Origin of the sequence: Marichromatium gracile, assembly GCF_004343155.1 — a bacterium.
GTDB lineage: Bacteria > Pseudomonadota > Gammaproteobacteria > Chromatiales > Chromatiaceae > Marichromatium > Marichromatium gracile.
The window spans coordinates 293,673-320,269 of the sequence record NZ_SMDC01000003.1; the positions used below are offsets into that span (position 1 = coordinate 293,673).

Genomic DNA, 26,597 nt, shown 5'->3' on the forward strand with positions numbered 1-26,597 from the left:
CAATGCAAAACGCACATATGTGCGTTTGAATGCATCCTCGAACCTACCCGAGACAGCCAAGCGGAGGCACTGTGCCCGGTCGAAGACGACGCGTCCGCCGGATCGGACTCGATCCCGGGCGGATCTGTTTCAAGCCCTGTGGCCGCCACGGTCACACCCTGGAGACGGTGATGTTGCGCGCCGACGAGATGGAGGCGCTGCGGTTGTGCGATCTCGAGGGGCTCTACCAGGAGGAGAGCGCCCGGCGCATGGGGATCTCGCGCACCACCCTGTCGCGCACCATCGCCCGGGCCCGCGCCAAGGTCACTGGCGCACTGCTCACCGGACAGCGGCTGGTGATCCAGATCCCGGAGCACGGGGAAGAGCCGCCGCAAGGTATCCAACACTCTGACAACGACCACCCCCGTTCGGTGCCCGGTTGTGCCGGACAGAGAGATGAGACCTGATGAAAAAGATCGTGATGACCGCCAACGATGCGCTCGGACTGGCCGGCGAGATGTCGATGCACTTCGGCCATTGCAGCCATTTCGTGGTTGCCCAGCTCGATGACACCGACCGGCTCGTCGGCGCCGAGGTGTTGGCCAACCCCTTCGCCGACGCCCATCAGCCGGGGCAGCTGCCGACCTACATCCAGTCGCTCGGCGCCGATGTGGTGCTCGCCGGCGGTATGGGCGCCAAGGCCATCGAGCTGTTCGCGCGCAATGGCATCGAGGTGGTCACCGGCGCCCGTCCCGGCGTCGGCGAGACCCTCAACGCCTATCTCGCCGGTGAACTGAACGGCGTCTCCCAATGCGCCCACGACCACGCCCACTGAATCGAACAACGAGGAATTGCCCCATGAAGATCGTGATCTCCGCAGCCGGCCAGGGTCAGGACGCCCCGGTCGACGCCCGACTCGGACGCTGCGCCTATTTCGCCGTGGTCGATACCGAGAGCGGTGACTTCCAGAGCATGCCCAACCCCTTCCTCGAGACCAACGGTGGCGCCGGCACCCGCACCGCGCAGTGGATCGCCGGCCAGCGCGCCGAGCTGCTGATCACTGGCCGCTGTGGCCCCAAGGCGGCGATGGTGCTCGAGCGCGCCGGGGTGCGGGTCGTCGAGGGTGTCTCCGGCACCGTGGCCGAGGCCGTCGAGCGCCATGCCGGGCAGGGCATGGCGCTCGCCGCCGCCGTGGCAGGCCGCGAACCCTGCGACGGCATTGCGCGCTGCGGTGGTGGTCGTGGCATGGCACATGGTCGTGGTGCCGGTGCCGGTGCCGGTGCCGGTGCCGGGCGCGGCATGGGCGTTGGTCGCGGGCTGGGCAACGGTCGCGGTCGGGGCTGAGCGATGCGGGCGCTGACCATCGCCGTGGCCAGCGGCAAGGGCGGCACCGGCAAGACTACGGTGGCGACCAATCTGGCGCTGGCGCTCGAGCGCGTGCAATACGCCGACTGCGACGTCGAGGCGCCCAACGGGCACCTGTTCCTGCGCCCGCACTTCGACCGGCGTGAGCCGGTCGGGGTGCGCGTCCCGCGCATCGACCCCGGGCGCTGTACCCTGTGCGGCGACTGTGTCGAGGCCTGTGCCTTCAACGCCCTGGCGCTCACGCCCGACGAGCTGATGGTGTTCGACGAGCTCTGCCACGGTTGCGGTGCCTGCGACTACGTCTGCCGTGTCGAGGGCGCGCTCGGCGAGGTCGAGCGCCCGATCGGCGAGATCGCCGCCGGTCAGGCCGACACCCTGCCGGTGCTCCAGGGTGAACTCGCCATCGGCGAGCGCTCGGCGGTGCCGGTGATCAAGGCGCTCAAGCGGCGTCTGGAGCCGGGGCTCGCGACCATCCTCGATGCCCCGCCGGGCACCGCCTGCCCGATGGTCGAGACCCTCGATGGGGTCGACTTCTGTCTGCTGGTCACCGAGCCCACCCCCTCGGGGCTGCACGACCTGGGCCTCGCCGTCGCGGTGGCGAGGGCGCTTGGGGTGCCCTGTGGAGTGGTGATCAACCGCTGCGACATCGGCGATCAGGGCGTGGCGGAGTACTGTCGCGCCGAGTCGATCCCGGTGCTGCTCGAGATCCCCTTCACCCGCGCGCTCGCCGAGGCCTACGCGCGTGGCGAGCCCTGGGTGCGTACCGCGCCCGAGTGGCGCGCGCGCTTCCAACAGCTCTATGCACAGATCGAGGGGATGCTCCCGTCATGATGAAGGAACTCACCATCATCAGCGGCAAGGGCGGCACCGGCAAGACCACGGTGAGCGCCGCCTTCGCCACCCTGGCTCAGCACAAGGTGGTGGCCGACTGTGACGTCGACGCCGCCGATATGCACCTGCTGCTCGACCCGCGTGAACGGACCGGCGGCGACTTCGTCGGCGGCGCGACACCACGGATCGACCCCGAGTTGTGCGCCGAGTGCGGGGACTGCGCCGCCTGGTGCCGGTTCGAGGCGATCGAGCTCGACTTCGACGCGGGCTATCGCATCAACCCCTTCGCCTGCGAGCACTGCGGGCTGTGCGCGCGGGTCTGTCCCGAGGAGGCGATCGTCCTGGAGACCCGTCCGAACGGTCGCTGGATGGTCTCCGACAGCCGTCACGGCACCCTGGTCCACGCCCAGCTCGGCGTCGGTGAGGACAACTCCGGCAAGCTCGTCACCCTGGTGCGGCGCGAGGCGCGACGTCAGGCCGAGGCCGAGGGCGCGACGCTGATCCTCAACGACGGCCCGCCCGGGATCGGCTGTCCGGTGAGTGCCGCCATCACCGGTGTCGATCTGGTGCTCGCCGTCACCGAGCCGACCCTCTCCGGGCTGCACGACCTGCAACGCGTCGCCGAACTCTGCGTCCACTTCGCCATCCCCTTGGTCGTCTGCATCAACAAGGCCGATCTCAACCTGGAGAACGGTGTGACGATCCGGGAGTGGTGTGGTGCGCGCGACATCGAGGTGATCGGTGAACTGCCCTTCGACCCCGTGGTCGCCCGCGCCTTGGTCGCGCGCAAGAGCCTCGCCGAGTACGACGGCGGTGCCGCATCGAGTGCGGTGATCGAGCTGTGGGAACGGGTGAAAACGCGCCTGGGGGTGGACTGAGACGGGCGCTTGGGGAGATGGAGCCGATGAGCGGATTCGAACCGCTGACCCACGCATTACGAATGCGTTGCTCTACCAACTGAGCTACATCGGCTACTCAAGCTCGAGAATTCTAGCCAGCTTTCCGCCGGACATCAATCCCTGTCTGGGGAAAGCCTCCAGCCGCCGGAAGATTGAACCGCGAAGCCGCCAAGGACGTGAAGAAAGCGACCAGCCTTCAGCAAGCAGCCTCCAGTGTCGGTTTGCAGTCAACCTTGGCGGTACGAGATAAGCCTGTTCTTCTTGCCGGAGGCTGATCGTAGGAAGCCTTTCTTCTCTCCGTGTTCTTTGCGGCCTTGCGGTTCGATCCGCTGGCTGCCGCCTGATGACGATGTTGGGTTGCCCGTCCTGGCATCCCGGCGATTCGTCGATCAGGTAGTGCATGAGCAACCCAACCGACGGGCTGGAGGCTGGTCGCTGAAGGCTTTTCTCCCCTTTGCGTGCTTTGTGTCTTTGCGGTTCGAACCAGCTTCCAGCGATCAGCTTCCAGCCTCCAGTCGGGGAGGCAGGTGTTGCATGATCGTCGATTGACAGGCAAGACGGTATCTTCACGGTTCATCATCCCCGGCGGCTGGCGGCTGGCGGCTGGCGGCTGATCGCCCTCGATCAGTCCCGCGCGGCGTCGAGCGCATAGGGCGCGGCGTCGAGGATGGGGTCGCGCTCGAGCACCAGGTCGGTGAGCAGGCGGGCCGAGGCCGGGCCGGTGACCAGGCCGTTGCGGTAGTGGCCGGCGTTGAAATAGAGCCCGTCGATGCCGAGGTAGGCGCCGATATAGGGGATGCCGCTGGGCGAGCCGGGTCGCAGTCCGGACCAGTGGTCCTCGATCGGGGTGCGCTTGAGCAGCGGGTAGAGTTCGACGGCGGCGCGATAGAGCTCCTCCTTGGCCTCGGCGGTGGTGCGCTTGACGAAGCCGGCCTGCTCCAGGGTCGAGCCGAAGAGGATGCGACCGTCGCGCCGGGGGATGATGTAGCGCTCGCGGTGCAGGGTGATGTGATGGACCTGGCCGGGGTGGGCGTAGAAGAGGATCATCTGGCCGCGCACCGGCTGGATCTCGGGGCTGTTGCCGAGCTGTTCGAGCAGCTTGGCGGTCCAGGCGCCGGCGCAGATGATGACGCGCTCGGCGCGGATCTCGCCCTTGGGGGTGCGCACCCCGACCGCGCGCCCGCCCTCGATCAGCAGCTCCAGCACCTCCTCCTGCTCGCGCAGCGTCACCTTGCGCTCGATGGCGCGGCGCAGCGCGCGGGTCAGGCGCGGGTTGCGCACCTGGCCGATGCCCGGGAGCAGCAGCGCCTGCTCGGGACGGGGGCCGAGCTCGGGCTCGCTGGCGTGGAGCTGGCGGGCGTCGAGCACCTCGATGGCGGTGTCGTGGCGCGCGGCCCAGTCGAGTGCGCGCTGGCGCTCCTCGGTGTCGAGCACCAGCATGCCGTTGACGGTGAGCTCGGGGTCGATCCCGGTCTCGTCGAGCAGTTCGGTGGCCAGCGCCGGATAGACCCGCTGGCTCCAGGCGGCCAGCCGCCCGACCGCGTCGGGATAGCGCCAGGGGTAGAGTGGGGAGAGGATGCCGCCGCCGGCCCAGGACGACTGCTGGCCGGTCTTGCCCATCTCGACCAGGGTGGTGTCGACACCGGCGCGCGCCAACTCGCGCGCGGTCAGCAACCCGATGACGCCGCCACCGATGACCAGGATCTCGCTCATGCAACTCCTCTCCTCGCGGCCTGGCGGGCGCCGGGCCGTCTCGCTCAGGGACCGGGGCGGCCTGTCTGGCCGCCTCCAGCCTCATTAGGTGCGGTTCGGTCGGTCGAGGTGCAAGCGCGAGGGGCGGGGTTCAGTCCTCGGCCGGCTCCCTGGTCAGCTCGCGCGGCAGCGCGAACACCACCTGCTCGCGGATGCCGGGCTGTTCCTCGACCTGCTCCACGCCCCAGTCGCGCAGCTGGGCGATGACCCGCTCGACGAGGACCTCGGGGGCCGATGCGCCGGCGGTGAGGCCGATGCGCGAGATGCCCTCGAGCCAGCCGCGCTCGATGTCCTCGGGGCCGTCGATCAGATAGGCGCTGCAGCCGCGCTTTTCGGCCAGTTCACGCAGCCGGTTGGAGTTGGAGCTGTTGGGCGAGCCGACCACCAGCAGCAGCTCGCAGCTCTCGGCCAGGGTCTTGACCGCGTCCTGGCGGTTCTGGGTGGCGTAGCAGATATCGCTCTTCTTCGGTCCCTGGATGGCCGGGAAGCGCTCGCGCAGTGCCGCGACGATGGTGGTGGTGTCGTCCATCGACAGCGTGGTCTGGGTGACGTAGGCGATGCGCTCGGGATCGGCGATCTCGAGTCCGGCGACGTCCTCGGGACGTTCGACCAGGTGCACCGGGGCGCCCTCGGGGTCGCACTGGCCGAGGGTGCCGTCGACCTCGGGATGACCGCGATGGCCGATGAGCACGGTCTCGATGCCGTTGCGACAGTGCCGGGTGACCTCGAGGTGGACCTTGGTGACCAGCGGGCAGGTGGCATCGAACACCCGCAGCCCGCGCGCCTCGGCCTCGCGCCGTACCGCTTGGGGCACGCCGTGGGCGCTGAACACCAGGGTGGCGTCGTCCGGCACCTCGTCGAGGTCCTCGACGAAGATGGCGCCGCGCGCGCGCAGTCCCTCGACGACGAAGCGGTTGTGCACCACCTCGTGACGGACATAAATGGGCGCACCGTAGCGTTCGAGGACGCGCTCGACGATGGCGATGGCGCGATCGACGCCGGCACAGAAACCGCGGGGATTGGCTAGCAGGATAGTCATGGCTCGGAACAGGATAGGCGGTCGGCGGGGATTGAAAACAGCGGGTGGTGTTCGGGGTTATTGCGCGCGGCCGGTGGCGCCGGCCGCGCCCGGGTTCAGGTCTCGACGGAGAGAATGGCGATGCGCAGCTGTAACGCGCGTCCGGCGAAGGGGTGGTTGAAGTCGACCCGCACCCGCTCGCCCTCGGTCTCCAGCACCATGCCGCTGGTCTCCTGGCCGGCCGGGGTCTCGAAGGCGATGACCTTGCCCGGCTCGGGCTGGAGCTCGGGCGGGAATTCGCTGCGTTCGAGCCAGAAGACATTGTTCTCGTCGTAGGTGGCGAACAGCTCGGAGCCGTCGCCGGCGAACTCGGTCTCGCTGCCGGCGAGCAGTCCGTCGATGGCCGTCTCCAGTGCCGGGGTCAGGGTGCCGTCGCCGACGGTGCAACGAATCGGTTCTTCCTTGAAGGTGGAAAAGGCGACGAAACCGTCCGGGAAGCGGACCTGGAGGTGAAAGGCGATGCGTCGTCCCGCGGCGACCGCGAGCGGTGGCTCGCTGACGGTCTCGGCGGGCGTGGACAGGGTGTCGTTGATGACCATGGTGCAGTGGGTCCATTGCAACGGCGAGGGCGGGACCGGATGGCCCGCAAGGGCTCGACGTCTCCCGCCCCCGCTACGGATAGGGTGGGCGCCGCTACAACAGCTCCTGGGTCACGAAGAGGTAACCGAGCGAGGTCGCGACGACCGCGATCGCGACGTACGGGATCAGGACGCAGACGCCGGGCAGGTCGTTGCAGAGTGCGCTGAACTTGCAGAGTTTGCAGTGCTTCATCTGTCTCGACCCTCCTGTTGCCATGCGCCCGGGCGCCGGCCTGTCCGTGTTCGCGCCGCGCCATTGGCGCGCGCGGGGGCGATCGCTGCCAGTATCGATCCCGCCTCGGAGTCCTGGCCGTGTCACGTCTCTTCAAGCGTGTCCCGTGATGCCGTCGCGTTAGATGGCAAACGCCGCTATCGTTACCGATATACAGGGGACGATCAAGCACGACGCGTCGCCGCGATGACGTGCGCCCGGTCTCGGCTGGGCGATAATGCCCGCCAGTCCCCAACCGCAACCAGATCAGCGAGCTTCATTTGGACATCTCATCCCCATCCGCCGCCGTGCCCACCGTGGGCTTCGTCAGCCTCGGCTGCCCCAAGGCCACGGTCGACTCCGAACTCATCCTCACCCGGCTGCGCGCCGAGGGCTATCGGGTGGTGCACGACTATGACGACGCCGAGCTGGTGGTCATCAACACCTGCGCCTTCATCGACGCCGCCGAGCGCGAGTCGCTGGAGGTGATCGGCGAGGCCCTGGAAGAGAACGGCCGGGTCGTGGTCACCGGCTGTCTCGGCGCCCGCGCCGAACGCATCCGCGCCGCCTATCCCGAGGTGCTGGCGATCACCGGACCGCACGCGCTCGAGGAGGTGATGGCGGTGGTGCACGAGGCGCTGCCTGCCCCGCACGACCCCTTCACCAGTCTGGTGCCGCCCCAAGGCGTGCGGCTCACCCCGCGTCACTACGCCTATCTCAAGATCTCCGAGGGCTGCGACCATCGCTGCACCTTCTGCATCATCCCCAGCCTGCGCGGCGACCTGGTCAGTCGTGGTCTCGGTGAGGTGCTCGGCGAGGCCGAACGGCTGGTCGAGGCCGGGGTGCGCGAACTGCTGGTGGTCGCCCAGGACACCAGCGCCTATGGCCGCGACCTCAAGTACGCGCCGGGCTTCCACGGCGGGCGACCGCTGCGTACCGACATCACCACCCTGGCGCGCGAGCTCGGCCAGTTGCCGGCGTGGACGCGACTGCACTACGTCTACCCCTATCCCCAGGTCGACGAGCTGATCCCGTTGATGGCCGAGGGGCTGATCCTGCCCTATCTCGACATGCCGCTGCAGCACGGCAACACCCGGGTGCTGCGCGCGATGCGCCGTCCGGCGGCCACCGAGCGGGTGCTCGAGCGTCTCGCACGCTGGCGCGCGCAATGTCCCGAGCTGGTGCTGCGCAGCACCTTCATCGTCGGCTTCCCCGGTGAGACCGAGGCCGAGTTCGAGTCGCTGCTGGACTTCCTCCGCGAGGCGCGGCTCGACCGCGTCGGCTGCTTCCCCTACTCGCCGGTGGACGGCGCGGCGGCCAACGATCTGGCCGATGCGGTGCCTGCCGAAGAGCGCGAGGAGCGCCGCGAGCGCTTCATGGAGGTCCAGGCCGAGATCAGCCGCGACAAGCTCGCCGCGCGGGTCGGCGAGCGCATGACGGTGCTGGTTGACGAGGTGCACGAAGACGAGGTGGTGGCGCGCAGCTATGGCGATGCGCCCGAGATCGACGGCAACGTGCTGGTGCCGGGGGCCTGGGAGATCGACCCCGGCGACTTCATCGAGGTCGAGATCACCGCCTCGGGCGATCACGACCTGTGGGCCCAGCCGGTCGATCCGGCATGAGCCTTGGCGCCGGGCGGCGGGGTGCCGCCCGGCGGCCGATCAGAAGGCCGGGCCGGGGGTCTTGCCGAGCTTCTTGAGGATGATGGCCAGCGGGCAGAAGCCGGTGAAGGCCGACTGCAGCAGGTTGGCGCCGACGAAGCCGGTGAACCACAGGAAGTGGATGCTGACGGTGGCCGCGAGGATGGCCGAGAGCAGCACAAAGGCGCCGGCGACGGCGAAGACGATACGTTCGATGGACATGGGTGCTTCCGTTTCGGTTGCGATGGGTGTAAGCGGCGGAGTATTAACCAATGCTTATACTTGATTCAAGATCGGGCAGTCACCGAGACCGTCGGCTGTCTTGGAGGTGGTGTCATGGATGCCAGTGAGTTCCCCCGGCTGATCGCGGCGCTGCAGCGCCCCGAGGCCTATCCCCATCCGGTCGATCGGATCGAGCACATCGAAACCCATATCTCCCACGTGCTGCTCGCCGGCGACTTCGCCTACAAGCTCAAGAAGCCGCTCGATCTTGGCTTTCTCGACTGCTCCACCCTGGCGTTGCGTCGTCACTGCTGTGAGGAGGAGATTCGCCTCAACAGCCGGCTCGCGCCGACGATCTATCTCGACGTGGTGGCGATCGGCGGCGAGGCCGCGCACCCGCGCATCGGCGCCGCGGGCGCGGCGTTGGAGTACGCGGTACGGATGCGCCGTTTCGCGCAGTCGGCGTTGCTCGCGCACCGCCCCCTCGACGGTCCCCTGATTGACCGGCTCGCCGAGCGCTTGGCCGATTTCCACGCCGCCATCCCGGCCGCCGCGCCCGATGCCCCCTGGGGGGCGCCCGACATGGTGCTCGCGCCGATGATCGAGAACGTCGAGCAGATCCGGGCGCGGGTCGAGGCGCCGGCGCTGCTGAGGCGTCTCCAACGCATCGAGGACTGGACCCGGGCACGCTGGCGGGTGCTGCGTCCGCTGCTCGAGCAGCGTCGCGCCGAGGGCTGGATTCGCGAGTGTCACGGCGACATGCATCGCGGCAACATCGCGTTGATCGACGGCGAGCCGCAGATCTTCGACGGTATCGACTTCGCCCCCGAGCTGCGCTGGATCGACACCGCCAGCGAGCTCGCCTTCCTGGTCATGGACCTGGAGGCCGCCGGTGAGCCGGGGTTGGCGCAGCGTCTGCTCAACGGCTATCTGGAGCGCGGCGGTGACTACGGGTTGCTGGCACTGCTGCGTCTCTATCAGTGCTATCGGGCGATGGTGCGCGCCAAGGTCGGCGCGATCCGCGCCGGTCAGACGGGGCTGGCGGCGCCTGAGCGCGCCGCCGCCTGGGATGCGTGCGCGCGCTATCTGGCGCTGGCCGAGGGCTATACCCGGGCGAGACGGCCGCGGCTGCTGATCGCCTGCGGGCTGTCGGGCTCGGGCAAGAGCCACATGGCCAGCGCGCTCTGCGAGCGGCTGCCCTTCGTCCATCTGCGCTCGGACGTCGAGCGCAAGCGACTGTTCGGGCTCGAGGCGCAGGCGCGCACCAATACCGGGGTCGATGGCGGGATCTATTTCCCCTCGGCCACCGATTGGACCTACGAGCGGCTGCTGCACCTGGCCGAGACCATCCTCGCCAGTGGTCACGACGTGCTGGTCGATGCCACCTTCACCGCGCACCAGCGGCGCGTCGGTTTCGCTGCGCTGGCGCGCCGTCATCACGCCGGGTTCGCCATCCTCGCGCTGGAGGCGCCGCTGGCGGTGCTGCGCGAGCGCGTCACCCGGCGTCTGGCCGCCGGTAACGACGCCTCCGAGGCGACGCTCGCGGTGCTCGAGCGCCAGCATGCGCGCTGCGAGCCGCCGCAGGGCGAGGAGTGCGACCGGCTGGTGCGCGTCGACACCAGCGCCGACCCCGCCATCGAGCGGGTGAGCGAGCAGCTCGAGACCGTGTTCGCCGGACAAGCCCAGTCCTGCGACCTTGCCGAGCCGCCCCACTGAGTCCGTCTCATCCCTGCAGCACCAGCGCCGCGCCGGCGAGCATCAGCACGCCGGCGGGCAGGCGCGCACGCAGCCCGCGCTCGCCGAAGCAGAGCGCGCCGTAGAGCATGCCGAAGAGCAGGCTGGTGCGCTTGAGCGCGATCATGTAGGCGACCTCGGTCGCGGCGATGGCGAGGAAGTGGGTGTAGACCATCACCGCGCTCAGCGCCGCGACCGCCAGCACCGCCCAGGGATGGCGCGCCAGCGCGAGCAGCCGGCGCGGGCGCGGCAGCGCCAGCACCAGCAGTGCGACGACCCCGAGCAGGGCGAAGTAGAAGGCGCCGAACTGCGCCGGCGGCAGATACTGCATCGCGCCCTTGCCGAGGGTGGCGGTGAGGGCGTAGATCGCCGCCACCGCGAGCATCAGCCGCGCGCCGCGCTGCTCGAGGATGGCGCCGAGCGGGCGCAGCCAGCTGCGCCAGTCGCGCGCCCGGGCATGGCCGACGTTGAGCAGCCAGGCCCCGGCCACCACCAGCACCACCCCAAAGGCGCCGCGCGCGCTCACCGTCTCGTCGAGCAGCAGCCAGGCGACCAGCAGCACGAACACCGGGGTGAAGGCGAGATAGGGCAGGGTGAGCGAGAGCGGGTGGTCGCGGATGGCGCGCATGTAGAGCAGCATCGCCGCGATCTCCAGCGGCACCAGTGCCGCCAGCCAGCCCCAGAAGGCGGGCGCGAGGGTGGCGAGCGGCGGCAGGTCGGCGAGCAGCGGGGCGAGCAGCACGCCGCTCAGGGTGAGGCGCACCAGCGCCAGCTCGGCGGCCGAGAGCGCGCCGAGCCAGGCCTTGGTGGCGGCATCGGCGCTGGCCAGGGCGAGGGCGCAGAGCAGCGACAGGCTCACCCAGTCCATGGCCGCGGCGCCGGATCAGTCGGCGGCGGCGGGTTGCATGCGCCGCGGCAGCGCCTCGGTCAGCACCTCGCAGCCGGCGCCGGGGAGATGGGCGTGCTCGCTGATCCAGCGGCGCCAGACGCGCGCGCCGGGACGGCCCTGGAAGAGTCCGAGCAGGTGACGGCTGATCGCGGTCAGCGGCACCCCGGCGTCGAGCTCGCGCTGGATATAGGGCAGCATCCGCTCGATGACCTGGTGGCGGGTCGGCGGCGGGGTCGGGTCGGCGAAGATGCGCGCGTCGGCCGCGGCGAGGATCCAGGGGTTGTGGTAGGCCTCACGACCGATCATCACCCCATCGAGGGTCTCGAGCAGGGCGCAGGCCTGGTCGAGGTCCTGCACCCCGCCGTTGAGGCTGATCGAGAGCGCGGGGAAGTCGCGCTTGAGCTGCAGCACCACGTCGTAGCGCAGCGGCGGGATGTCGCGGTTCTCCTTCGGGCTCAGCCCGGAGAGCCAGGCCTTGCGCGCGTGCACGATCAGCGCGTCGCAGCCGGCCTCGACCTGGGCGCCGACGAAGTCGACCAGCTCGCCGTAGCTGTCGCGATCGTCGATGCCGATGCGGCTCTTGACCGTCACCGGGACCGCCACCGCGTCCTTCATCGCCCGCACGCAGTCGGCCACCACCCCGGGCTCGGCCATCAGACAGGCACCGAAGCGCCCGTTCTGCACCCGGTCGGAGGGGCAGCCGACGTTGATGTTGATCTCGTCGTAGCCGTACTCGGCGCCGAGTCGGGCGCAGGTGGCCATGTCGGCGGGATCGGAGCCGCCGAGCTGCAGCGCCACCGGATGCTCGCTCGGATCGAAGCGCAGGAAGCGCTCGCGGTCGCCGTGGAGCAGCGCGCCGGTGGTCACCATCTCGGTGTAGAGCAGGGTGTGACGGCTGATCAGCCGGAGGAAATAACGGCAGTGGCGATCGGTCCAGTCCAACATCGGGGCGATGGACAGACGACGGTCTAGCGGTGCAGGCATGGCGCGGGTCGGGCTCGGGCTGGGGACGCCGGCGGAGGCGTGGCCGGGTCGTTGATCTCGAGCGGGGATTGTCCGCGACCGGGCCGATTTTTTCCATCATCGGCGCGCTCGCGGCGAGGCCCGCCCGCCGGGCGGCGGGCGGGCAGCCTCAGGCCGCGCCCTCGGGGAGCGGGTCGCCGGGGCGGCGCACCGGCTCCTTGAGGGTGACCAGCTCCTCGGCGCTACCGGGGTGGATGGCGACGGTGTTGTCGAAGTCGGCCTTGGTCGCGCCCATCTTCACCGCCACGGCGAAGCCCTGGAGCATCTCGTCGGCGCCGTCGCCGATGACGTGGACACCGACCACGCGCTGCTCGGGACCGGCACAGACCAGCTTCATCGCGGTCTTGGCGCCGTGCTCGTTGAGCGCGTAGCGCATCGGGGTGAAGCTGGTCTCGTAGACGGTGAGCACGTCACCGAGGCGCTCGCGCGCCTCCGGCTCACTCAGCCCGACCTTGGACAACGGCGGGTGGGCGAAGACCACGGTGGGGATGTTGTCGTAGTCGAGCTTGCGCTCGCTCTGGCCGTCGAACAGGCGCTCGGCGAGGCGGCGCCCGGCGGCGATCGCCACCGGGGTGAGCTGGTCGCGTCCGGTGATGTCGCCGAGCGCGTAGACGCCGGGGACATTGGTGTTCTGATAGGCGTCGGTGGGCACCATGCCGTTGGGTTGGACCTCGATGCCGGCGGTCTCGAGCCCGAGGTCGCGGGTGTTGGGCGCGCGCCCGACGGCCCAGATCACGCTGTCGAAGCCCTCGAGCCGGGTGCCGTCCTGGGCCACCAGGGTGGTGCCCTGGGCGTCGCGCTCGAGTGCGGCGACGGCGAACTCGAGATGGGTCTCGATGCCCTGGGCGTGCATGTTCTCGGCCAGGGTGGCGCTGAGCAGGGGGTCGAACTGGAACAGCAACCGGTCCTCGAGCGCCACCACGGTGACCTCGGAGCCGAAGCTGCGCAGCAGCCCGGCCAGCTCGATGCCGATATAGCCGGCACCGATGATGGCCACGCGCTTGGGTTGTTGCTGCAGGGCGAAGAAGCCGTCGGAGGTGATGCCGTGCTCGGCGCCGGGCAGACGCGGCACGATCGGGCGCCCGCCGGTGGCGATGACGATGTGATCGGCGCTGAGACGCTGACCCTCGACCTCGATGGTGTGGGCGTCGACGAAGCGGGCGTGGCCATCGATCCGGGTGATGCCGAGGCGCTCGACATAGCCGTCCCAGAAGCTGTTGATGGCACTGATGTAGCGATCGCGCCCGGCCACCAGCTTGGGCCAGTCGAGCTCGCCGCCGCTGGCCTGGACGCCGAAGCCGGGGGCGTCGCGCACCGCCTCGGCGAGGTGCGAGGCGTACCACATCACCTTCTTGGGTACGCAGCCGACGTTGACGCAGGTGCCGCCGAGCGCCTTGGACTCGATCAGGGCGACGCGCTTGCCGAAGGCGGCGGCCTTCTCGGCCACCGCCAGGCCGCCGCTGCCACCGCCGATCGCGATCAGGTCGAAATGCTGGGTCATGGTTCTGCTTCCTGATAATGCTGTGACCGAGGATCATACCCGTGGCCCGGATGAGGCGCAGCGGGTGGTCCGAGAGCGGTCCTGTCCATAGCAAAGGGGTCGGTAACCCATGGGTTGCCCGACCCCCTCGAATCTGCCGACGCCGGCCGGCGTCGGCAGCTGTGGTCCTCCGGCGTGCTCCCGGATCAGGCGCTGGCGCGCTCCTTGAGCCAGCCCTCGACCGCCTCCGAGCCACCGATCAGCTCACCGTTGACGAACACCTGCGGCACGGTACGGGCGTTGGCCACGGCGCGCAGCGTCTGCTCGGTGTAGTCCTCGTTGAGCACCAGCTCCTCGAAGTCGATGCCGGCGTTGCGCAGGGCCTCCTTGGCCTTGACGCAGAACGGGCAGCCGTCGCGGGTGAACACGCTCACGTCCATCGGCTTGGGCGCGTTCGGGGCGAGGTGGGCGAGCATGGTATCGGCGTCGGAGACCTCGTAGGGGTCGCCTTCGACCTCGGGCTCGATGAACATCTTCTCCACCACGCCGTCGCGTACCAGCATCGAGTAGCGCCAGGAGCGCTTGCCGAAGCCGAGATCGTCCTTCTCGACCAGCATCCCCATGCCCTCGGTGAACTCGCCGTTGCCGTCGGGGATGAACAGCAGGTCATCGGCGTGCTGGGTCTTCTGCCACTCGTTCATCACGAAGGTGTCGTTGACCGAGACGCAGGCCACGGTATCGACCCCGTGCTCCTTGAACATCGGTACCAGCTGGTTGTAGCGCGGCACGTGCGAGGAGGAGCAGGTGGGGGTGAAGGCACCCGGCAGCGAGAACACCACCACGGTCTTACCGGCAAAGATCTCGTCGGTGGTCAGGTCGACCCACTCGTGTCCGCTACGGGTGTGGAAGGTGACCTGAGGAACGCGGCTTCCGGTGCGATCTTGCAACATGTGTCGATTCTCCATGGTTGTCGCTGTGGGATTTGGGTCAAAAGTTCTTGAGCGATCGTCGCGCCCCCGAAGAGGATGGCGTGTCGACGGTGCTAAGATTACGTCCTGATGGCCGATGCGTGAAATGGATAATAAAAATTGATCTGATTGTCTGAGACGATCGTTCGGCTCGGTCTGGCGCACACCTGATCGTGTCTGTTGCCATCCAGACAGCACCGCTCACCCGCTGCGGTTCCGGCGACGCTCGGCGCACACCCACACTTAGGATGCGGCAGTTCCCCCTGTGAACCAAGGGGACTGCCCAAGCGATCGGCCAAGTGTGCGACGATCGGATCCTCCTCGACGGACGCAGGAGTCCCCCAGAATGACAGGTTCCGAGGATCCGAAGGTGCCCGCTCAGGACGAGATGGCACAAGACCTCTATGTACAGGCCAGACGGGCATTGGAGCGCGGCGATTTCGACCGGCTCGGTCGGTTGCTCGGGCAGGGTGAGATCGATCTCACCACGCTGACCGAGGAGCTGCGCATCTATCAGGCTGAGCTCGAGGTGCAGAACGCCGAGCTGCGCGAGGCCCAGGTCGCCTCCGAGCGCATGGCGCAGCGTTACAACACGCTGTTCTCGGCAATGCCGCTGGCGCAGCTGGTGGTCGATGGTAACGGTCTGGTGCTCGATGCCAATGCGCTTGCCGAGCAGCTGTTCGGGCTGGGCAACCGGCATCTGCGTCATCATTTCCTGCAGCGATTGGTGATCCCGCTCGATCGTGAGCGGCTGGCCTCGGCGTTGAGTCGGGCGCGACAGAGCGAGGGCGAGGTGGTCGAGGGGGTGCACTTCCTCGCCGATGGCGGTGATGTCTTCGGTGGCGAGCTGCACATGGCGCGACTGGCCGTCGACGCCGACGAGCCGTCGCAGTTCGTTTGCGCGGTGCTCGATCTGAGCAAGCTGCTGCGCCAGCAGGATGCGCTGCGCCGCTCCGAGGAGAAGCTCGAGTTCCTCGCCCATCACGACACCCTCACCCACCTGCCCAATCGCACCCTGCTCAACGACCGGCTCGCCCAGGGGGTGAGTCGCGCCCACCGTCATCATGGGGTGATGGCGGTGCTGTTCGTCGATCTCGACCGCTTCAAGATCATCAACGACCGCTATGGTCATGGCGCCGGCGACGAGCTGCTGCGCGAGGTGGCCGAGCGGATGCAAGGCCAGCTGCGCGACAGCGACACCCTGGCGCGGGTCGGCGGCGACGAGTTCGTGGTGTTGCTCGAGGACGCCGACTGCGCGCGGCGCGCCGGACGGGTGGCCAACCGGTTGCTGCAGGTCTTCGGCCCGCCCTTCCAGGTCGGCAGGGAACGCTTCCAGGTCAGCGCCAGCATCGGCATCAGCCTCTATCCGGTCGATGGCACCGATCCGGACACCCTGCTCAGGCACGCCGACATCGCCATGTACGAGGCCAAGTCGCGCGGGCGCAACGACTTCCAGTTCTTCCATGCCGACATGGCCGGCGGCGTGGTCGCGCAGCTCGAGCTGGTGCACGCGCTGCGCGGCGCGCTGCGCCGGCACGAGTTCGTGCTCTATTTCCAACCCCAGATCGATCTCGGCAGCGGTCGCCTGCTCGGGGTGGAGGCGCTGCTGCGCTGGCACCACTCCCGTCAGGGGCTGTTGCCGCCGGCGCGCTTCATCGCCCTGGCCGAGGAGATCGGCGTGCTCGGCGAGGTCGGCGACTGGGTGCTGGAGACGGCCTGCGCCCAGCTCGCCGCCTGGCGCAACAGCGGGCTGGAGGTGCCGCGCATGGCCGTCAATCTGGTGTTGCAGCAGCTCGAGCAGGCGCATTTCGTCGAGCGTGTCGAGGGGGTGTTGCAGCGCTATCAGCTGTCGCCCGGGGCGTTGCAGCTGGAGGTCACCGAGGCGATGCTGATGCGTCAGGCCGAGCGCGCGCTGGCGCACCTGCATGCGCTGCGTGCGCTCGGCGTCGGCATCGCGGTCGATGACTTCGGTACCGGCTACTCCTCGCTCGGGCGCATCCATCGACTGCCGATCGACCAGCTCAAGATTGATCGCTCCTTCGTCGGTGACATCGGTCGTGACTCGGCCGACGAGACCACGGTGCGCTCCATCATCGGTCTCGGCAAGACCCTGGGCCTGGAGGTGCTCGCCGAGGGGATCGAGTGCGACGACCAGGTGCTCTTCCTGGCGCGCGAGGGTTGTCGGGCGGGGCAGGGATTTCTCTACGGACGGCCGGTCTCGGCGCGCGAGATCCTCGAGACCTATGGCCGTTGATCCTCGTGCAGTTGAATATTAGCGAATATTGATTGACGTCAACGCTGTCGTCTCGGGCGCGGCCTAGGCTAGCCCCGAGGACGGCCTCAGGCGACGTCCTCCGGCCCTTGGCCAGGGATGACGCCTGGGCCGGGTCCACGGGTCGCGGTTCCCTGTCGCGACCGCGCCGCCTGCCCCAGGGACGGGGGCCGGTGGCGTTTCCCTGAATCATCTATGGGAGTTGAGCGATGACGCGCATGAAACGACTGATGCTTGCAGCCACCGTCGCGGGTGTCTCCGCGCTCGGTTCCATGTCCGCCAACGCCTTCTGGGGCTGGGGGCCGTTCGGGATGTTCCCGGGTGGCTGGGGCGGTCCCTGGGGTGGCCCCTGGTATGGCGGCGCGCCTTATTACGGCTATCACCATCCCTATGGCTACGGCTATCCCTATCACGCCCCCTATGGCGCCTGGGGTGCCCCCTACGGTTGGGGCGCGCCGGTCTACGGTCAGCCCTACTACGGCGACCCCGCCGCCAACCAGCCGACGGCCAGCAACGACTGAGTCAGCCCGTGCGCCCCGCCCGCCGGCGGGGCGCTGTCATCGTCGCCCGCGCGGCTGCTATCATCCCCGCCACACGCACCGACGGCGGTCCCGCCAGGCCGCCGTCCGCACCCTGTGGAGGTCTGCGCCATGCGCATCCTGGTGGGGGACATCGGGGGCACCAAGACGGCGCTCGCCATCGCCGCGCCGGACGCCGGCGGTGGTCTCGTGCTGCACCATCCCGAACGCTATCCGAGTGCCGAGCATGCGGGGCTCGAGTCGATCGTGCGCCATTATCTGGCCACGCACGCGGTCTCCTGCAGCGGTGCGGCGTTCGCCATCGCCGGCCCGGTGTCGGGGCGCCGCAGCCAGGTCACCAACCTGACCTGGCAGATCGACGCCGATGCCCTCGAGCGGGCGCTCGGTCTCTCGCGAGTGTTGTTGCTCAACGACCTCGAGGCGGTGGCCTGGGGAATCGCGGCGCTGGCGCCGGAGGATGTCTGCGAGCTCCAGCCGGGTGAGCCCGGGGCCGTCGGCAACCGCTGCGTGATCGCCGCCGGGACCGGGCTCGGCGAGGCCGGTCTGTTCTGGGACGGACATCGCCATCATCCCTTCGCCACCGAGGGCGGGCACGCCGAGTTCGCCGCGACCGATGCCCGTGAGTGGGCGCTGCGTGAATTCCTCCGGCGCCGTCACGCCCGGGTGAGCTGGGAGCGGCTGGTCTCCGGGATGGGCATCAGCGCCCTCCACGCCTTCTGTTGCGAGTACGCCGGCGGGCGGTCACCGCAACCCGTGCTCGAGCCGGCCGCGGTCGCCGTCGGCGCGCGCGAGGGCGATGCCCGCTGTGTCGAGACGATGGCGCTGTTCTTCCGTCTCTATGGACGCGAGGCCGGCGACCTGGCGCTCAAGCAGATGGCGCTCGGCGGGGTCTATCTCGGCGGCGGCATCGCCCCGCGCAACCTCGAGGCGCTGCGTGCCAGCGCCTTCCTCGATGGCTTTCTCGACAAGGGGCGGATGCGCGGGTTGATGACGCGCATGCCGGTGCGGGTGATCCTGCAGCCGCAGGTGGCGCTGCTCGGTGCGGCGCGCGCCTGGCAGGATGATCAGTCGCCCGGGCGGCCCGTCGTGGCAGCCGGGTGAGGTCAACGACGAGTGCGCGCCGCGAGCGCGCGTCACAGGAGAACAACCTTTGAGCCAGCAACTGAAGATCACCGGGATGAGCTGTCAGCACTGCGAGCGTCGCGTCCGCGAGGCGCTGGTCGCGGTCGCCGGGGTCGAGTCGGTGAGCATCGACCTCGCGGCCGGTCGCGCGCGGGTGGAGGGCGCGGTCGAGTCCGCCACCCTGATCGCCGCCGTGGAGGCTGCCGGCTACCAGGCCGAGCCCTGCTGAGTGCGCTCATCCGCGCGCCCGCCCGGGGCGCGCATCCTGCGCTAACACGTCTTTCAATACGCCCTCGCCAGTTCGTGCCGGCGGGGGCGTCGTTCGTCATGGAGAACCTGGAGAATCTGTCGTATGTCGAGTCGTGAACGGATCGGTGCCTGGATCGAGTCCGATCCCGTCCAGCGCGTGATCATCGCGCTGATCGTCCTCAACGCCGTCACCCTGGGGTTGCAGACCTCGCCGGCGTTGGTCGCCGGCTTCGGCGGCGTGCTGCACCTGATCGATCAGGCGGTGCTCGCGGTGTTCGTGGTCGAGATCCTGCTCAAGCTCTATGCGCGGGGGGTGCGCTTCTTCGCCAGTGGCTGGAACCTGTTCGACTTCACCGTGGTGGCCATCGCCCTGGTCCCGGCCAGCGGACCGCTGGCGGTGTTGCGCGCGCTGCGCGTGCTGCGGGTGCTGCGACTGATCTCGATGGCGCCGCGACTGCGCTTCGTGGTCGAGGCGTTGCTCAAGGCGCTGCCCGGGATCTCCTCGATCGCGCTGCTGATGCTGATCCTCTTCTACGTCTTCGCGGTGATGGCCACCGGGCTGTTCGGCGAGCGCTTCCCGGAGTGGTTCGGCGGGCTCGGCGCCTCCATGTACACCCTGTTTCAGGTGATGACCCTGGAGAGCTGGTCGATGGGGATCGTGCGTCCGGTGATGGCGGCCTATCCGCTGGCCTGGCTGTTCTTCATCCCCTTCATCCTCATCGCCACCTTCACCATGCTCAACCTGTTCATCGGCATCATCGTCGACACCATGCAGACACTGCACGATGCCCAGCACCAGGGGGTACGCGATGAGCTGGAGCGCTCGATGCACCGTGACAGCGTCCAGCTCGAGCACGAGCTGCAGGCGTTGCGCGCCGAGGTGCGCGCGCTGCGCGAGGCGTTGGGGCGCTGAGTCGGGCGGGGTGGTTCTGCTATGATCGGTCGCGATCGCGGGACGGATGTCCGCTGCGCGACCGCGCCGTCGGCATCATCAATGGGGATCGGATTCTCGTGCGAGGGGAGCGGATCGTGACACAGCCAGCGCGGCGCGCCAGCGACGCCCACTCTCCCGGTCTTGCGGGACCGGGCCGTCATTGGTTGGCGCTCCTGCTGCTCGGGTGGATGGCGCCGGTCATGGCGCTCGGGCTGAAGGTCGAGGTCAGCGGGCTCGAGGGCAAGGAGCGCGACAACGTCCTGGCGTTGCTCGACATCTATCAGGAGCGCGACGCCGCCGGGCTCGATCTGCCGCGGGTGCGCGCGCTGCACCGTCTCGCCCCGCAGCAGATCCGCGACGCCCTGGCTCCCTTCGGTCTGTATCGGGTGGCGATCGATGCCGCCCTCAAGCAGTCCGCCCCGCCCGACGGTCCCTGGCTGGCGCGCTATCGGGTGAGTCCCGGCGAACCGGTGCGCATCGGCGCCGTCGACTACCAGGTGCGCGGTCCCGGCGAGGACGATCCGGCCTTCCCCGAGCGCTTCCCGATGCAGCGCGGCGACGTGCTGCTGCACGCCGACTACGAGCGCGCCAAGTCGGAGCTGCGCTATGCCGCCTCGGCCAACGGCTATCTCGACTACCGCCTGCCCCGTCACCAGGTGCTGGTCGACCCCGAGGCCGACAGCGCGGCGGTCCACTTCCATCTCGACACCGGTCCCCAGTACCACCTCGGTGAGGTGACCTTCAACCAGGACCTGCTCGATGACGGGTTGTTGCAGCGCTATCTGCGTTTCGCCCCGGGGGCGGTCTACGATCCCGATCTGCTGCTCGAGCTGCAGAGCAGGCTGCTCGGCAGCGAGTACTACAGCGAGGTCGAGATCGTGCCGCACAAGGAGGCGCGCGACGATGAGGGGCGTATCCCCATCGAGGTCATCGCCACCCGCAACAAGGCCAACAAGTACCGTCTCGGCGTCGGCTTCGCCACCGACAGCGGGCCGCGCTTCAGCATGGACTGGCGGCGGCGCTATCTCAATCGCTGGGGCCACAAGTTCCGCACCGAGCTGATCCTCTCGCCGCGTCACTCGGAATGGAACCTCGACTACCGTATCCCGGTCCAGGACCCGACCCGCGACTATCTCACCATCAGGCCGCAATCGGTCTATGACGATACCGCCAGTCGCAAGGGCTGGGTCCACACCGTGCAGTTCGCCCACTCGCGCCTCACCGGCGAGGGTTGGCGGCGCACCGGCGGGTTCGACTTCCGCTACGAGGACGTCGCCATCAACGACGCCCCGGCGCAACGCACCAGCGAGCTGGTGCCCAACATCTCCTGGTCGAAGACGGTCTCCGACGACCCGGTCAACACCAATCGCGGCTATCGCATCAAGTACACCCTGCTCGGCACCTTCGGCGGCGTGCTCGCCGAGCACTCCTATCTGAGCGGTCAGATCCAGTTCAAGTGGGTGCGCCGCTTCGCCGAGCGCTATCGGCTGATCGCCCGCACCGATCTCGGTGCCACCCTCGCCGATTCGGTCGACGACCTGCCGGCGAGCCGCCGCTTCTATGCCGGTGGCGATGCCTCGATCCGGGGCTGGGACTACGATGCCCTGGGCCCGACCGACCCGCTCACCGGTCAGACCGTCGGCGGGCGCTATCTCGCCGTCGGCAGCCTCGAGCTCGAGCGCGAGATCCGCGGCCCCTGGAGCGCGGCGCTGTTCACCGACTTCGGTAACGCCTTCGATCCCGACTACGATCAGCAGCTCGCCTACAGCGCCGGGGTCGGGGTGCGCTGGGCCTCGCCGATCGGGCAGGTCCGGCTCGATCTCGCCTTTGCGCTCAGCAAGGACAACGACAACGGCGGCTGGCCCCCGGCGCGGCTGCACATCGTGATCGGTCCCGACCTATGAACGACGCCGCCCGCGCCGCGCCACCCGCCGCGCCGTCCCCGCCAGCTGCGCGGCCCCGCCGCCGCTGGCCGCGCCGGCTGCTGCTCGCGCTGCTCACCTTGCTGCTCGTCTTGGTGTTGCTGCTCGGCTGGCTGCTCGGCACCCAGCGCGGGCTGCACGGCCTGCTCGCGCTGGGCGAGCGTCTCGCCCCCGGGGTGGTGCAGGTCGAGCGCGCCGAGGGGCGGGTGCTCGGCCCGCTCGATCTCACCGGGCTGGCACTGCGCCTCGACGGTATCAGTCTCGACGTCGAGCACGCCCGGCTCGACTGGTCGCCCGGCGCGCTGTTGCGCGGTCGGCTGCGGGTGCGCGCACTGACCGTCGCCGGGGTCGATCTCGCGCTCGCGCCGAGCCCGGAGGAGCCCGACCCGACGCCGCTGACCCTGCCCGATCTGAGCCTGCCGCTGGCCGTCGAGGTCGACTCGCTGACCCTCGAGCGGCTGCGGCTCCGCGCCCCGGAGACGGCCCCCTGGCTGGTGCTCGAACGCGCCGAGCTGGGCGCCGCGCTGACCCGGGGGGCGCTGACGCTGGAGGTGCTGGAGGTCGAGCTGAGCGAGCCGCGCGCCGCGCTCACCGCCGCCGGTGGGGCGACCCTGAGTGGTGACTATCCGCTCGATCTTGCCCTCGACTGGCGCCTCGGGCTGGACCCCGCGATCGCGCTCCGGGGCGAGGGCTTTGCGCGGGGTGATCTCGCCCGGCTCGCCCTCGAGCAGCGTCTGAGCGGCACGGTCGAGGCGCTGCTCCGAGGCGAGATCGAAGGGGTGCTGGAGGCGCCGCGCTGGTCGGCGACGCTGGAGCTGGCCGGGGTGCGTCTGGCCGACATCCAGCCCGACGCGCCGGCGGTCGAGCTCAGCGCCAGCCTGCGCAGTGCCGGCGATCTCGATCGCGCCACCCTCGATGGACAGCTCGACGCCCGCGCCCCGGAGCTGCCCGATTTCGGTCATCTGGCGCTGCGGCTCGACGGCGACTGGCTGGCCCCGGCGCTGGAGCTGCGCGCGCTCGAGATCACCGAGCGGGTCTCCGGGGCGCGGCTCGCCGCCAGCGGTCGGGTGGTGCTCGACCCGGCGCCGCCGGCGCTGCAGCTCGAGGCCGACTGGTCGCGACTGCGCTGGCCGCTGAGCGGCGCGGCGCTGGTGCGCGCCCCCGAGGGCTCGCTGCGTCTCGACGGCACCCTGGAGGACTTCGCCTATCGTCTTGCCGCGGCGATCGAGGGGGAGTCCTTCCCCGCGCTCGAGCTGCGGGCGTCGGGGCAGGGGAGTTCGACCCAGGTCGCGCTCGACAGTCTGCGTCTGGAGACGCTCGACGGGACGATCAGCGGCGAGGGCGAGCTGGTCTGGGCGCCGGGGTTGCGCTGGCGTCTGGCGCTCGACGGCGAGGGGCTGGACCCGGGGCAATGGATCGACGGGCTCGACGATCGGGTCGCGCTGTCGCTGGCCAGCACCGGCGACCTCGCGGCCTTCGACTACCGGCTGGAGGCGAGCACCCGGGGGCCGGGTCTGCCGGTACTGGCGCTGCACGCCGAGGGTGCCGGCAGCGCCGAGCGGATCGCGCTCGAGCAGTTCACCCTCGACGGGCTCGATGGCCGGGTCAGTGGCGAGGCTGAGGTGACGCTCGCGCCCGAGACGGCATGGCAGGGCGCGGTACGGATCGCCGGGATCGACCCCGGGGTGCTCGACCCGGCCTGGCGCGGTCGGCTCGATGGCGCCATCGATCTCGACGGCGGGCTGGGTGCGGACGGGCTGCGCCTCGATGCCCGGCTCGAGCGGATCGCCGGCACCCTGCGCGGTTATCCGGTGGCGCTTGCCGGCCGGCTCGCGCTCGCCGGCGAGGTGCTGCAGATCGACGGGTTGCGGCTCGACTCCGGGCCGACCCGCGCCAGCCTCGCCGGCAGCCTGGCGCGCGAGCAACTGGCACTCGATCTCGGCTTCGACTCGCCCGATCTCGGCAGCCTGCTGCCGGACGCTCGCGGCCAGCTGCGCGTCTCCGCTCGGCTCGGCGGCAGCGTCGCCGATCCGCGCCTCAAGCTGCGCGCGCTGGCGCGCGATGTGCTGGTGGCGGGGCAGGGGGTGGCTCGGCTCGAACTCGACAGCGCGCTCGGACTCGACCCCGCCGCGCCGCTGGAGATCCGGCTCGATGCCCGTGATCTCAGCCTCGGCGGTGCCTGGTCGCGGCTGACGCTCGCCGGGAGCGGGACCACCGCCGCGCACCGGCTCGATGCCGAACTCGCCGGTGAGCTGCTCGAGGCCCGCCTCGGCCTTGCCGGTGGACTCGATGCCGAGGGCCGCTACGATGGGCGTCTGGCGGCGCTGCGGGTGGCCGGCGAGGCACTCGGCGACTGGTCGCTGACGCGTCCGGCGTCGCTGCGCCTGGCCCTGCCCGAGGCTGGGTTGGGGCCGCTGTGTCTGCGCGAGCGCGGCGGCTCGGGCGGCTGTCTTGACGCGGCGCTCCATGAGACCGGCTGGGAGGCTGGGATCGACGGACTGAGGCTCGATCTCGGGCTGGTCGAGCAGGCGCTCGACGACACGCTCGATCTCGCCGGGACGCTCGCCGTCGACGGCCGGCTGCGCGCCGAGTCGACGGTGCTCGACGGCGGGCTGGTGGCCCGGGTCGAGGACGGGCGGCTGCGTACCCTGATGACCCGGGGGGAGGAGGCGCTGGTCGAGTTCTCGGGCAGCGCGCTGCGTCTCGAGGCCGGTCCGGCTGCGCTCGTCGCACGGCTCGAGCTGCCGCTGCGCGGGCTCGGCGCCCTCGCCGGCGAGGTGCGTCTGCCGGACTGGCGGCTCGACGCCCCGGCTCGGCCCGATCAATCGCTAGGTGGTGAGTTGCGTGTCGATCTCGACGACTTCTCGCGTGTTCCAGACCTGTTGCCGGATATCGCCTCGATGCGCGGTACCCTGCGCGGGCGTCTCGCGCTCGCCGGCACCCTGGCCGCGCCCGGGGTGAGGGGCGAGGCGCGGCTGGCCGGGGTCGGCTTCGAGGTGCCGCTGGTCGGGCTCGAGGTCGATGACCTCGGGCTGACGCTGGAGGCGCGCTCGCGCGAGCGGCTGACGCTCGGCGGTTCGGCCCGGCTCGGCAAGGGGCTGCTCGAGATCGAGGGTGGCGCCGATCTCGGCGCCCTGGACGGCTGGGTGACCCTCGCCGGCGAGCGGCTGACGGTGGCCGACACCGCCGAGTACTTCGCCCTGGTCTCGCCCGAACTGCGTCTCGAGGCGGGTACGAGTGGGGCGCGGTTGCGCGGCGAGATCCGCGTGCCGGAGGCGCGTATCCGCACCCGCACCCTGCCCGCGGGCACGGTCTCGCCGTCGAGCGACGTGGTGCTCGCCGGCAGCGAGACCAGTCCGCCCTATCCGCTCGACATCGATCTGCGGCTGGTGCTCGGCGATGAGGTGACGATCGATGCCTTCGGCGTCAATGGCCGGCTCGCCGGCGCGCTCGGGGTGAGCCAGCGTCCCGGGCGCGACATGCTCGGCGACGGCCAGCTGCAGATCATCGACGGTCAGTACCGCTTCTCCGCCGGCTTCGGGCTCGGCGCCGAGCTGGGGGTGCCGCTGACCATCGAGCAGGGCCGGCTGATCTATGCCAAGAGCGTGATCGACAACCCCGGGCTGTTGCTCCAGGCGCAGCGCGAGGGCGGTGACACCTCGGCCGGGGTGCGTGTGCTCGGCACCCTGCGCGACCCGCGGCTGGCCTTCTTCTCCGACACCGATCCGGAGATGAGCCAGTCGGAGATCATCAAGTATCTGGTCACCGGCATCGCGCCGCAGGACAATGACCGGATCAACGACACCGGCCTCGCGGTCGGGACCTATGTCGCGCCCAAGGTCTACATGGAATACGAGAGCGGTCTCGGCGATGAGCCGAACAAGGTCAGATTGCGGTACGATCTCTCGCGTCGCATCGAGCTGCAGACCGAGACCGGTGAGAGCCAGGGTGCGGATATCTTCTTCAAGTTCGAGAACTGATGCTTGCGCACCCGAAACACTGGCCCAGCTGGTTGCTGCTGGGGCTGATCTACGCCCTCGGGCGTCTTCCATTCCCCGTACTCTGGGCGCTCGGCTCGCTGGCCGGGCGGCTCGGCTACCTGCTCGCGCGCGAACGGCGCGAGGTGGCCCGACGCAATCTCGCCATCTGTCTCGCCGATCGCACCCCGGCCGAGCGTGAGCGGGTGCTGCGCGCGCACTTCGGCTGGCTCGGCGTGGCTGCGCTCAGTCAGGGCGTCGGCTGGGGCATCTCGCGCGCGCGCCTGCAGCGACTGGTGCGTATCGAGGGGCGCGAGCGGATCGATGACGCAGTGGCCGAGGGGCGCGCGACGATCGTGCTGGTGCCGCACTTCGTCGGGCTGGAACTCGGCGGCGCGGCCTTCACCGCACTGGTCCATCCCGGCGTCTACATGTACCAGAAGATCCGCAATCCGGTGGTCGACTGGCAGGTGCGTCGTGCCCGGCGTCAGTACGGCAGCCGCTCGATCGAGCGTCACGACGATCTGCGCGGCCTGATCCGCGCGCTGCGCGAGGGCATCCCCTTCTTCTATCTGCCCGACCAGGACGGCGGACGCAACGGGGTGTTCGTGCCCTTCTGCGGGGTGAGTGCCTCGACCGTGCCCATGCTCGGGCGTTTTGCGGCGATGTCCGACGCCCAGGTGATCCCGACCTTCGCGCGCTATCTGCCCTGGGGGCGGGGGCTCGAGCTGCGCTTCGCGTCGCCGCTGGAGGACTTCCCGACGGGCGACCGCGAGGCCGATACCGCGCACATGAACCGGGCGATCGAGGCCGAGGTGCGGGCGATGCCGGAGCAGTACTTCTGGGTGCACCGGCGCTTCAAGACCCGTCCTCCGGGCGAGGCGCCGATCTATCCGCCGAAGCGCAGACGCAAGCGCAAGCGTCGATGAAGCG

Annotated in this window: 24 protein-coding genes and 1 tRNA gene; 15 read left to right on the plus strand and 10 right to left on the minus strand. The window is 69.8% G+C overall.

Going from position 1 to position 26,597, the window contains the following annotated elements; all coding sequences use genetic code 11:
* Positions 1-71 precede the first annotated feature (71 nt).
* The 5 genes from EDC29_RS06960 to EDC29_RS06980 are packed head-to-tail and all read left to right on the plus strand — an operon-like array spanning position 72 to position 3,053.
* Positions 72-446 carry a DUF134 domain-containing protein gene (locus tag EDC29_RS06960; RefSeq protein ID WP_132229122.1) on the plus strand — a complete coding sequence of 125 codons (375 nt, stop codon included), beginning with the start codon at positions 72-74 and terminating at the stop codon, positions 444-446.
* On the plus strand, positions 446-814 hold the full coding sequence (locus EDC29_RS06965) for a NifB/NifX family molybdenum-iron cluster-binding protein (protein WP_132229123.1): 369 nt from the start codon (positions 446-448) through the stop codon (positions 812-814). Before EDC29_RS06960 ends, EDC29_RS06965 begins: the two co-directional genes overlap by 1 nt.
* Positions 815-837: 23 nt before the next feature.
* Positions 838-1,323, plus strand: a complete 486-nt coding sequence (locus EDC29_RS06970) for a NifB/NifX family molybdenum-iron cluster-binding protein (RefSeq protein WP_132229125.1) — start codon at positions 838-840, stop codon at positions 1,321-1,323.
* A 3-nt stretch (positions 1,324-1,326) separates the two neighbouring features.
* Positions 1,327-2,175: an ATP-binding protein gene (locus tag EDC29_RS06975; protein ID WP_123142846.1), complete on the plus strand. Its 849-nt coding sequence runs from the start codon at positions 1,327-1,329 to the stop codon at positions 2,173-2,175.
* Complete coding sequence (locus tag EDC29_RS06980) at positions 2,172-3,053, plus strand: ATP-binding protein (RefSeq protein ID WP_242465990.1); 882 nt, start codon at positions 2,172-2,174, stop codon at positions 3,051-3,053. Before EDC29_RS06975 ends, EDC29_RS06980 begins: the two co-directional genes overlap by 4 nt.
* An 18-nt stretch (positions 3,054-3,071) precedes the next feature.
* Here EDC29_RS06980 and EDC29_RS06985 read toward each other — a convergent pair.
* The 5 genes from EDC29_RS06985 to EDC29_RS17260 form a co-directional block, all read right to left on the minus strand.
* Positions 3,072-3,147 (minus strand) — tRNA-Thr (locus EDC29_RS06985).
* Positions 3,148-3,698: 551 nt separating this feature from the next.
* On the minus strand, positions 3,699-4,787 hold the full coding sequence (gene thiO / locus EDC29_RS06990) for a glycine oxidase ThiO (protein WP_132229127.1): 1,089 nt from the start codon (positions 4,785-4,787) through the stop codon (positions 3,699-3,701).
* A 130-nt stretch (positions 4,788-4,917) separates the two neighbouring features.
* Entirely contained in the window at positions 4,918-5,865 is a 948-nt protein-coding gene (gene ispH / locus EDC29_RS06995) for a 4-hydroxy-3-methylbut-2-enyl diphosphate reductase (protein WP_123139355.1), read from the minus strand.
* Positions 5,866-5,960: 95 nt separating this feature from the next.
* Entirely contained in the window at positions 5,961-6,443 is a 483-nt protein-coding gene (locus EDC29_RS07000; protein WP_123139354.1) for an FKBP-type peptidyl-prolyl cis-trans isomerase, read from the minus strand.
* Between the two features lie 94 nt (positions 6,444-6,537).
* A complete protein-coding gene (locus EDC29_RS17260; protein ID WP_165913451.1) occupies positions 6,538-6,675 on the minus strand; it encodes a hypothetical protein in 138 nt (45 codons plus the stop codon).
* Positions 6,676-7,010: 335 nt separating this feature from the next.
* Between EDC29_RS17260 and rimO the strand changes: the two genes are divergently transcribed.
* A complete protein-coding gene (gene rimO, locus EDC29_RS07005) occupies positions 7,011-8,315 on the plus strand; it encodes a 30S ribosomal protein S12 methylthiotransferase RimO (protein WP_200189299.1) in 1,305 nt (434 codons plus the stop codon).
* A 39-nt stretch (positions 8,316-8,354) separates the two neighbouring features.
* Here rimO and EDC29_RS07010 read toward each other — a convergent pair whose 3' ends face one another.
* On the minus strand, positions 8,355-8,555 hold the full coding sequence (locus EDC29_RS07010; RefSeq protein ID WP_123139352.1) for a YgaP family membrane protein: 201 nt from the start codon (positions 8,553-8,555) through the stop codon (positions 8,355-8,357).
* A 114-nt stretch (positions 8,556-8,669) separates the two neighbouring features.
* Here EDC29_RS07010 and EDC29_RS07015 point away from each other — a divergent pair, with 114 nt between their 5' ends.
* A complete protein-coding gene (locus tag EDC29_RS07015) occupies positions 8,670-10,271 on the plus strand; it encodes a bifunctional aminoglycoside phosphotransferase/ATP-binding protein (protein ID WP_132229129.1) in 1,602 nt (533 codons plus the stop codon).
* Between the two features lie 7 nt (positions 10,272-10,278).
* Here EDC29_RS07015 and EDC29_RS07020 read toward each other — a convergent pair whose 3' ends face one another.
* From EDC29_RS07020 to EDC29_RS07035, 4 genes are all read right to left on the minus strand, one after another.
* Complete coding sequence (locus EDC29_RS07020) at positions 10,279-11,157, minus strand: EamA family transporter (protein WP_123139350.1); 879 nt, start codon at positions 11,155-11,157, stop codon at positions 10,279-10,281.
* A gap of 15 nt (positions 11,158-11,172) precedes the next feature.
* Complete coding sequence (gene dusA / locus EDC29_RS07025) at positions 11,173-12,162, minus strand: tRNA dihydrouridine(20/20a) synthase DusA (RefSeq protein WP_123139349.1); 990 nt, start codon at positions 12,160-12,162, stop codon at positions 11,173-11,175.
* Positions 12,163-12,310: 148 nt separating this feature from the next.
* A complete protein-coding gene (gene gorA / locus EDC29_RS07030) occupies positions 12,311-13,702 on the minus strand; it encodes a glutathione-disulfide reductase (RefSeq protein WP_132229131.1) in 1,392 nt (463 codons plus the stop codon).
* Between the two features lie 185 nt (positions 13,703-13,887).
* Positions 13,888-14,631 carry a glutathione peroxidase gene (locus EDC29_RS07035; protein WP_123139347.1) on the minus strand — a complete coding sequence of 248 codons (744 nt, stop codon included), beginning with the start codon at positions 14,629-14,631 and terminating at the stop codon, positions 13,888-13,890.
* 364 nt (positions 14,632-14,995) lie between these two features.
* On the opposite strand from EDC29_RS07035, the gene EDC29_RS07040 reads away from it, so the two are divergent.
* The 8 genes from EDC29_RS07040 (at position 14,996) to EDC29_RS07075 (ending at position 26,593) form a co-directional block, all read left to right on the plus strand.
* Positions 14,996-16,903, plus strand: coding sequence for a putative bifunctional diguanylate cyclase/phosphodiesterase (locus tag EDC29_RS07040; RefSeq protein WP_123139346.1), 1,908 nt, complete (start codon positions 14,996-14,998; stop codon positions 16,901-16,903).
* 236 nt (positions 16,904-17,139) lie between these two features.
* A complete protein-coding gene (locus EDC29_RS07045; protein WP_326490970.1) occupies positions 17,140-17,442 on the plus strand; it encodes a sulfur globule protein CV3 in 303 nt (100 codons plus the stop codon).
* Positions 17,443-17,571: 129 nt separating this feature from the next.
* Entirely contained in the window at positions 17,572-18,561 is a 990-nt protein-coding gene (gene glk, locus EDC29_RS07050) for a glucokinase (RefSeq protein WP_132229135.1), read from the plus strand.
* A 49-nt stretch (positions 18,562-18,610) separates the two neighbouring features.
* Positions 18,611-18,811: a CopZ family metallochaperone gene (locus EDC29_RS07055; protein ID WP_123139343.1), complete on the plus strand. Its 201-nt coding sequence runs from the start codon at positions 18,611-18,613 to the stop codon at positions 18,809-18,811.
* Positions 18,812-18,934: 123 nt separating this feature from the next.
* The gene (locus EDC29_RS07060) at positions 18,935-19,744 is read left to right on the plus strand and encodes an ion transporter (protein ID WP_123143484.1); all 810 of its coding nucleotides are present in this window, start codon (positions 18,935-18,937) and stop codon (positions 19,742-19,744) included.
* A 221-nt stretch (positions 19,745-19,965) separates the two neighbouring features.
* Positions 19,966-21,669 (plus strand): autotransporter assembly complex protein TamA, encoded by a 1,704-nt coding sequence (locus EDC29_RS07065; RefSeq protein WP_242465991.1) that lies wholly within the window; start codon positions 19,966-19,968, stop codon positions 21,667-21,669.
* A complete protein-coding gene (locus tag EDC29_RS07070; protein WP_132229139.1) occupies positions 21,666-25,667 on the plus strand; it encodes a translocation/assembly module TamB domain-containing protein in 4,002 nt (1,333 codons plus the stop codon). The genes EDC29_RS07065 and EDC29_RS07070 overlap by 4 nt, the downstream gene beginning before the upstream one ends.
* On the plus strand, positions 25,667-26,593 hold the full coding sequence (locus EDC29_RS07075; protein WP_123140047.1) for a lysophospholipid acyltransferase family protein: 927 nt from the start codon (positions 25,667-25,669) through the stop codon (positions 26,591-26,593). Before EDC29_RS07070 ends, EDC29_RS07075 begins: the two co-directional genes overlap by 1 nt.
* Positions 26,594-26,597: the final 4 nt, after the last annotated feature.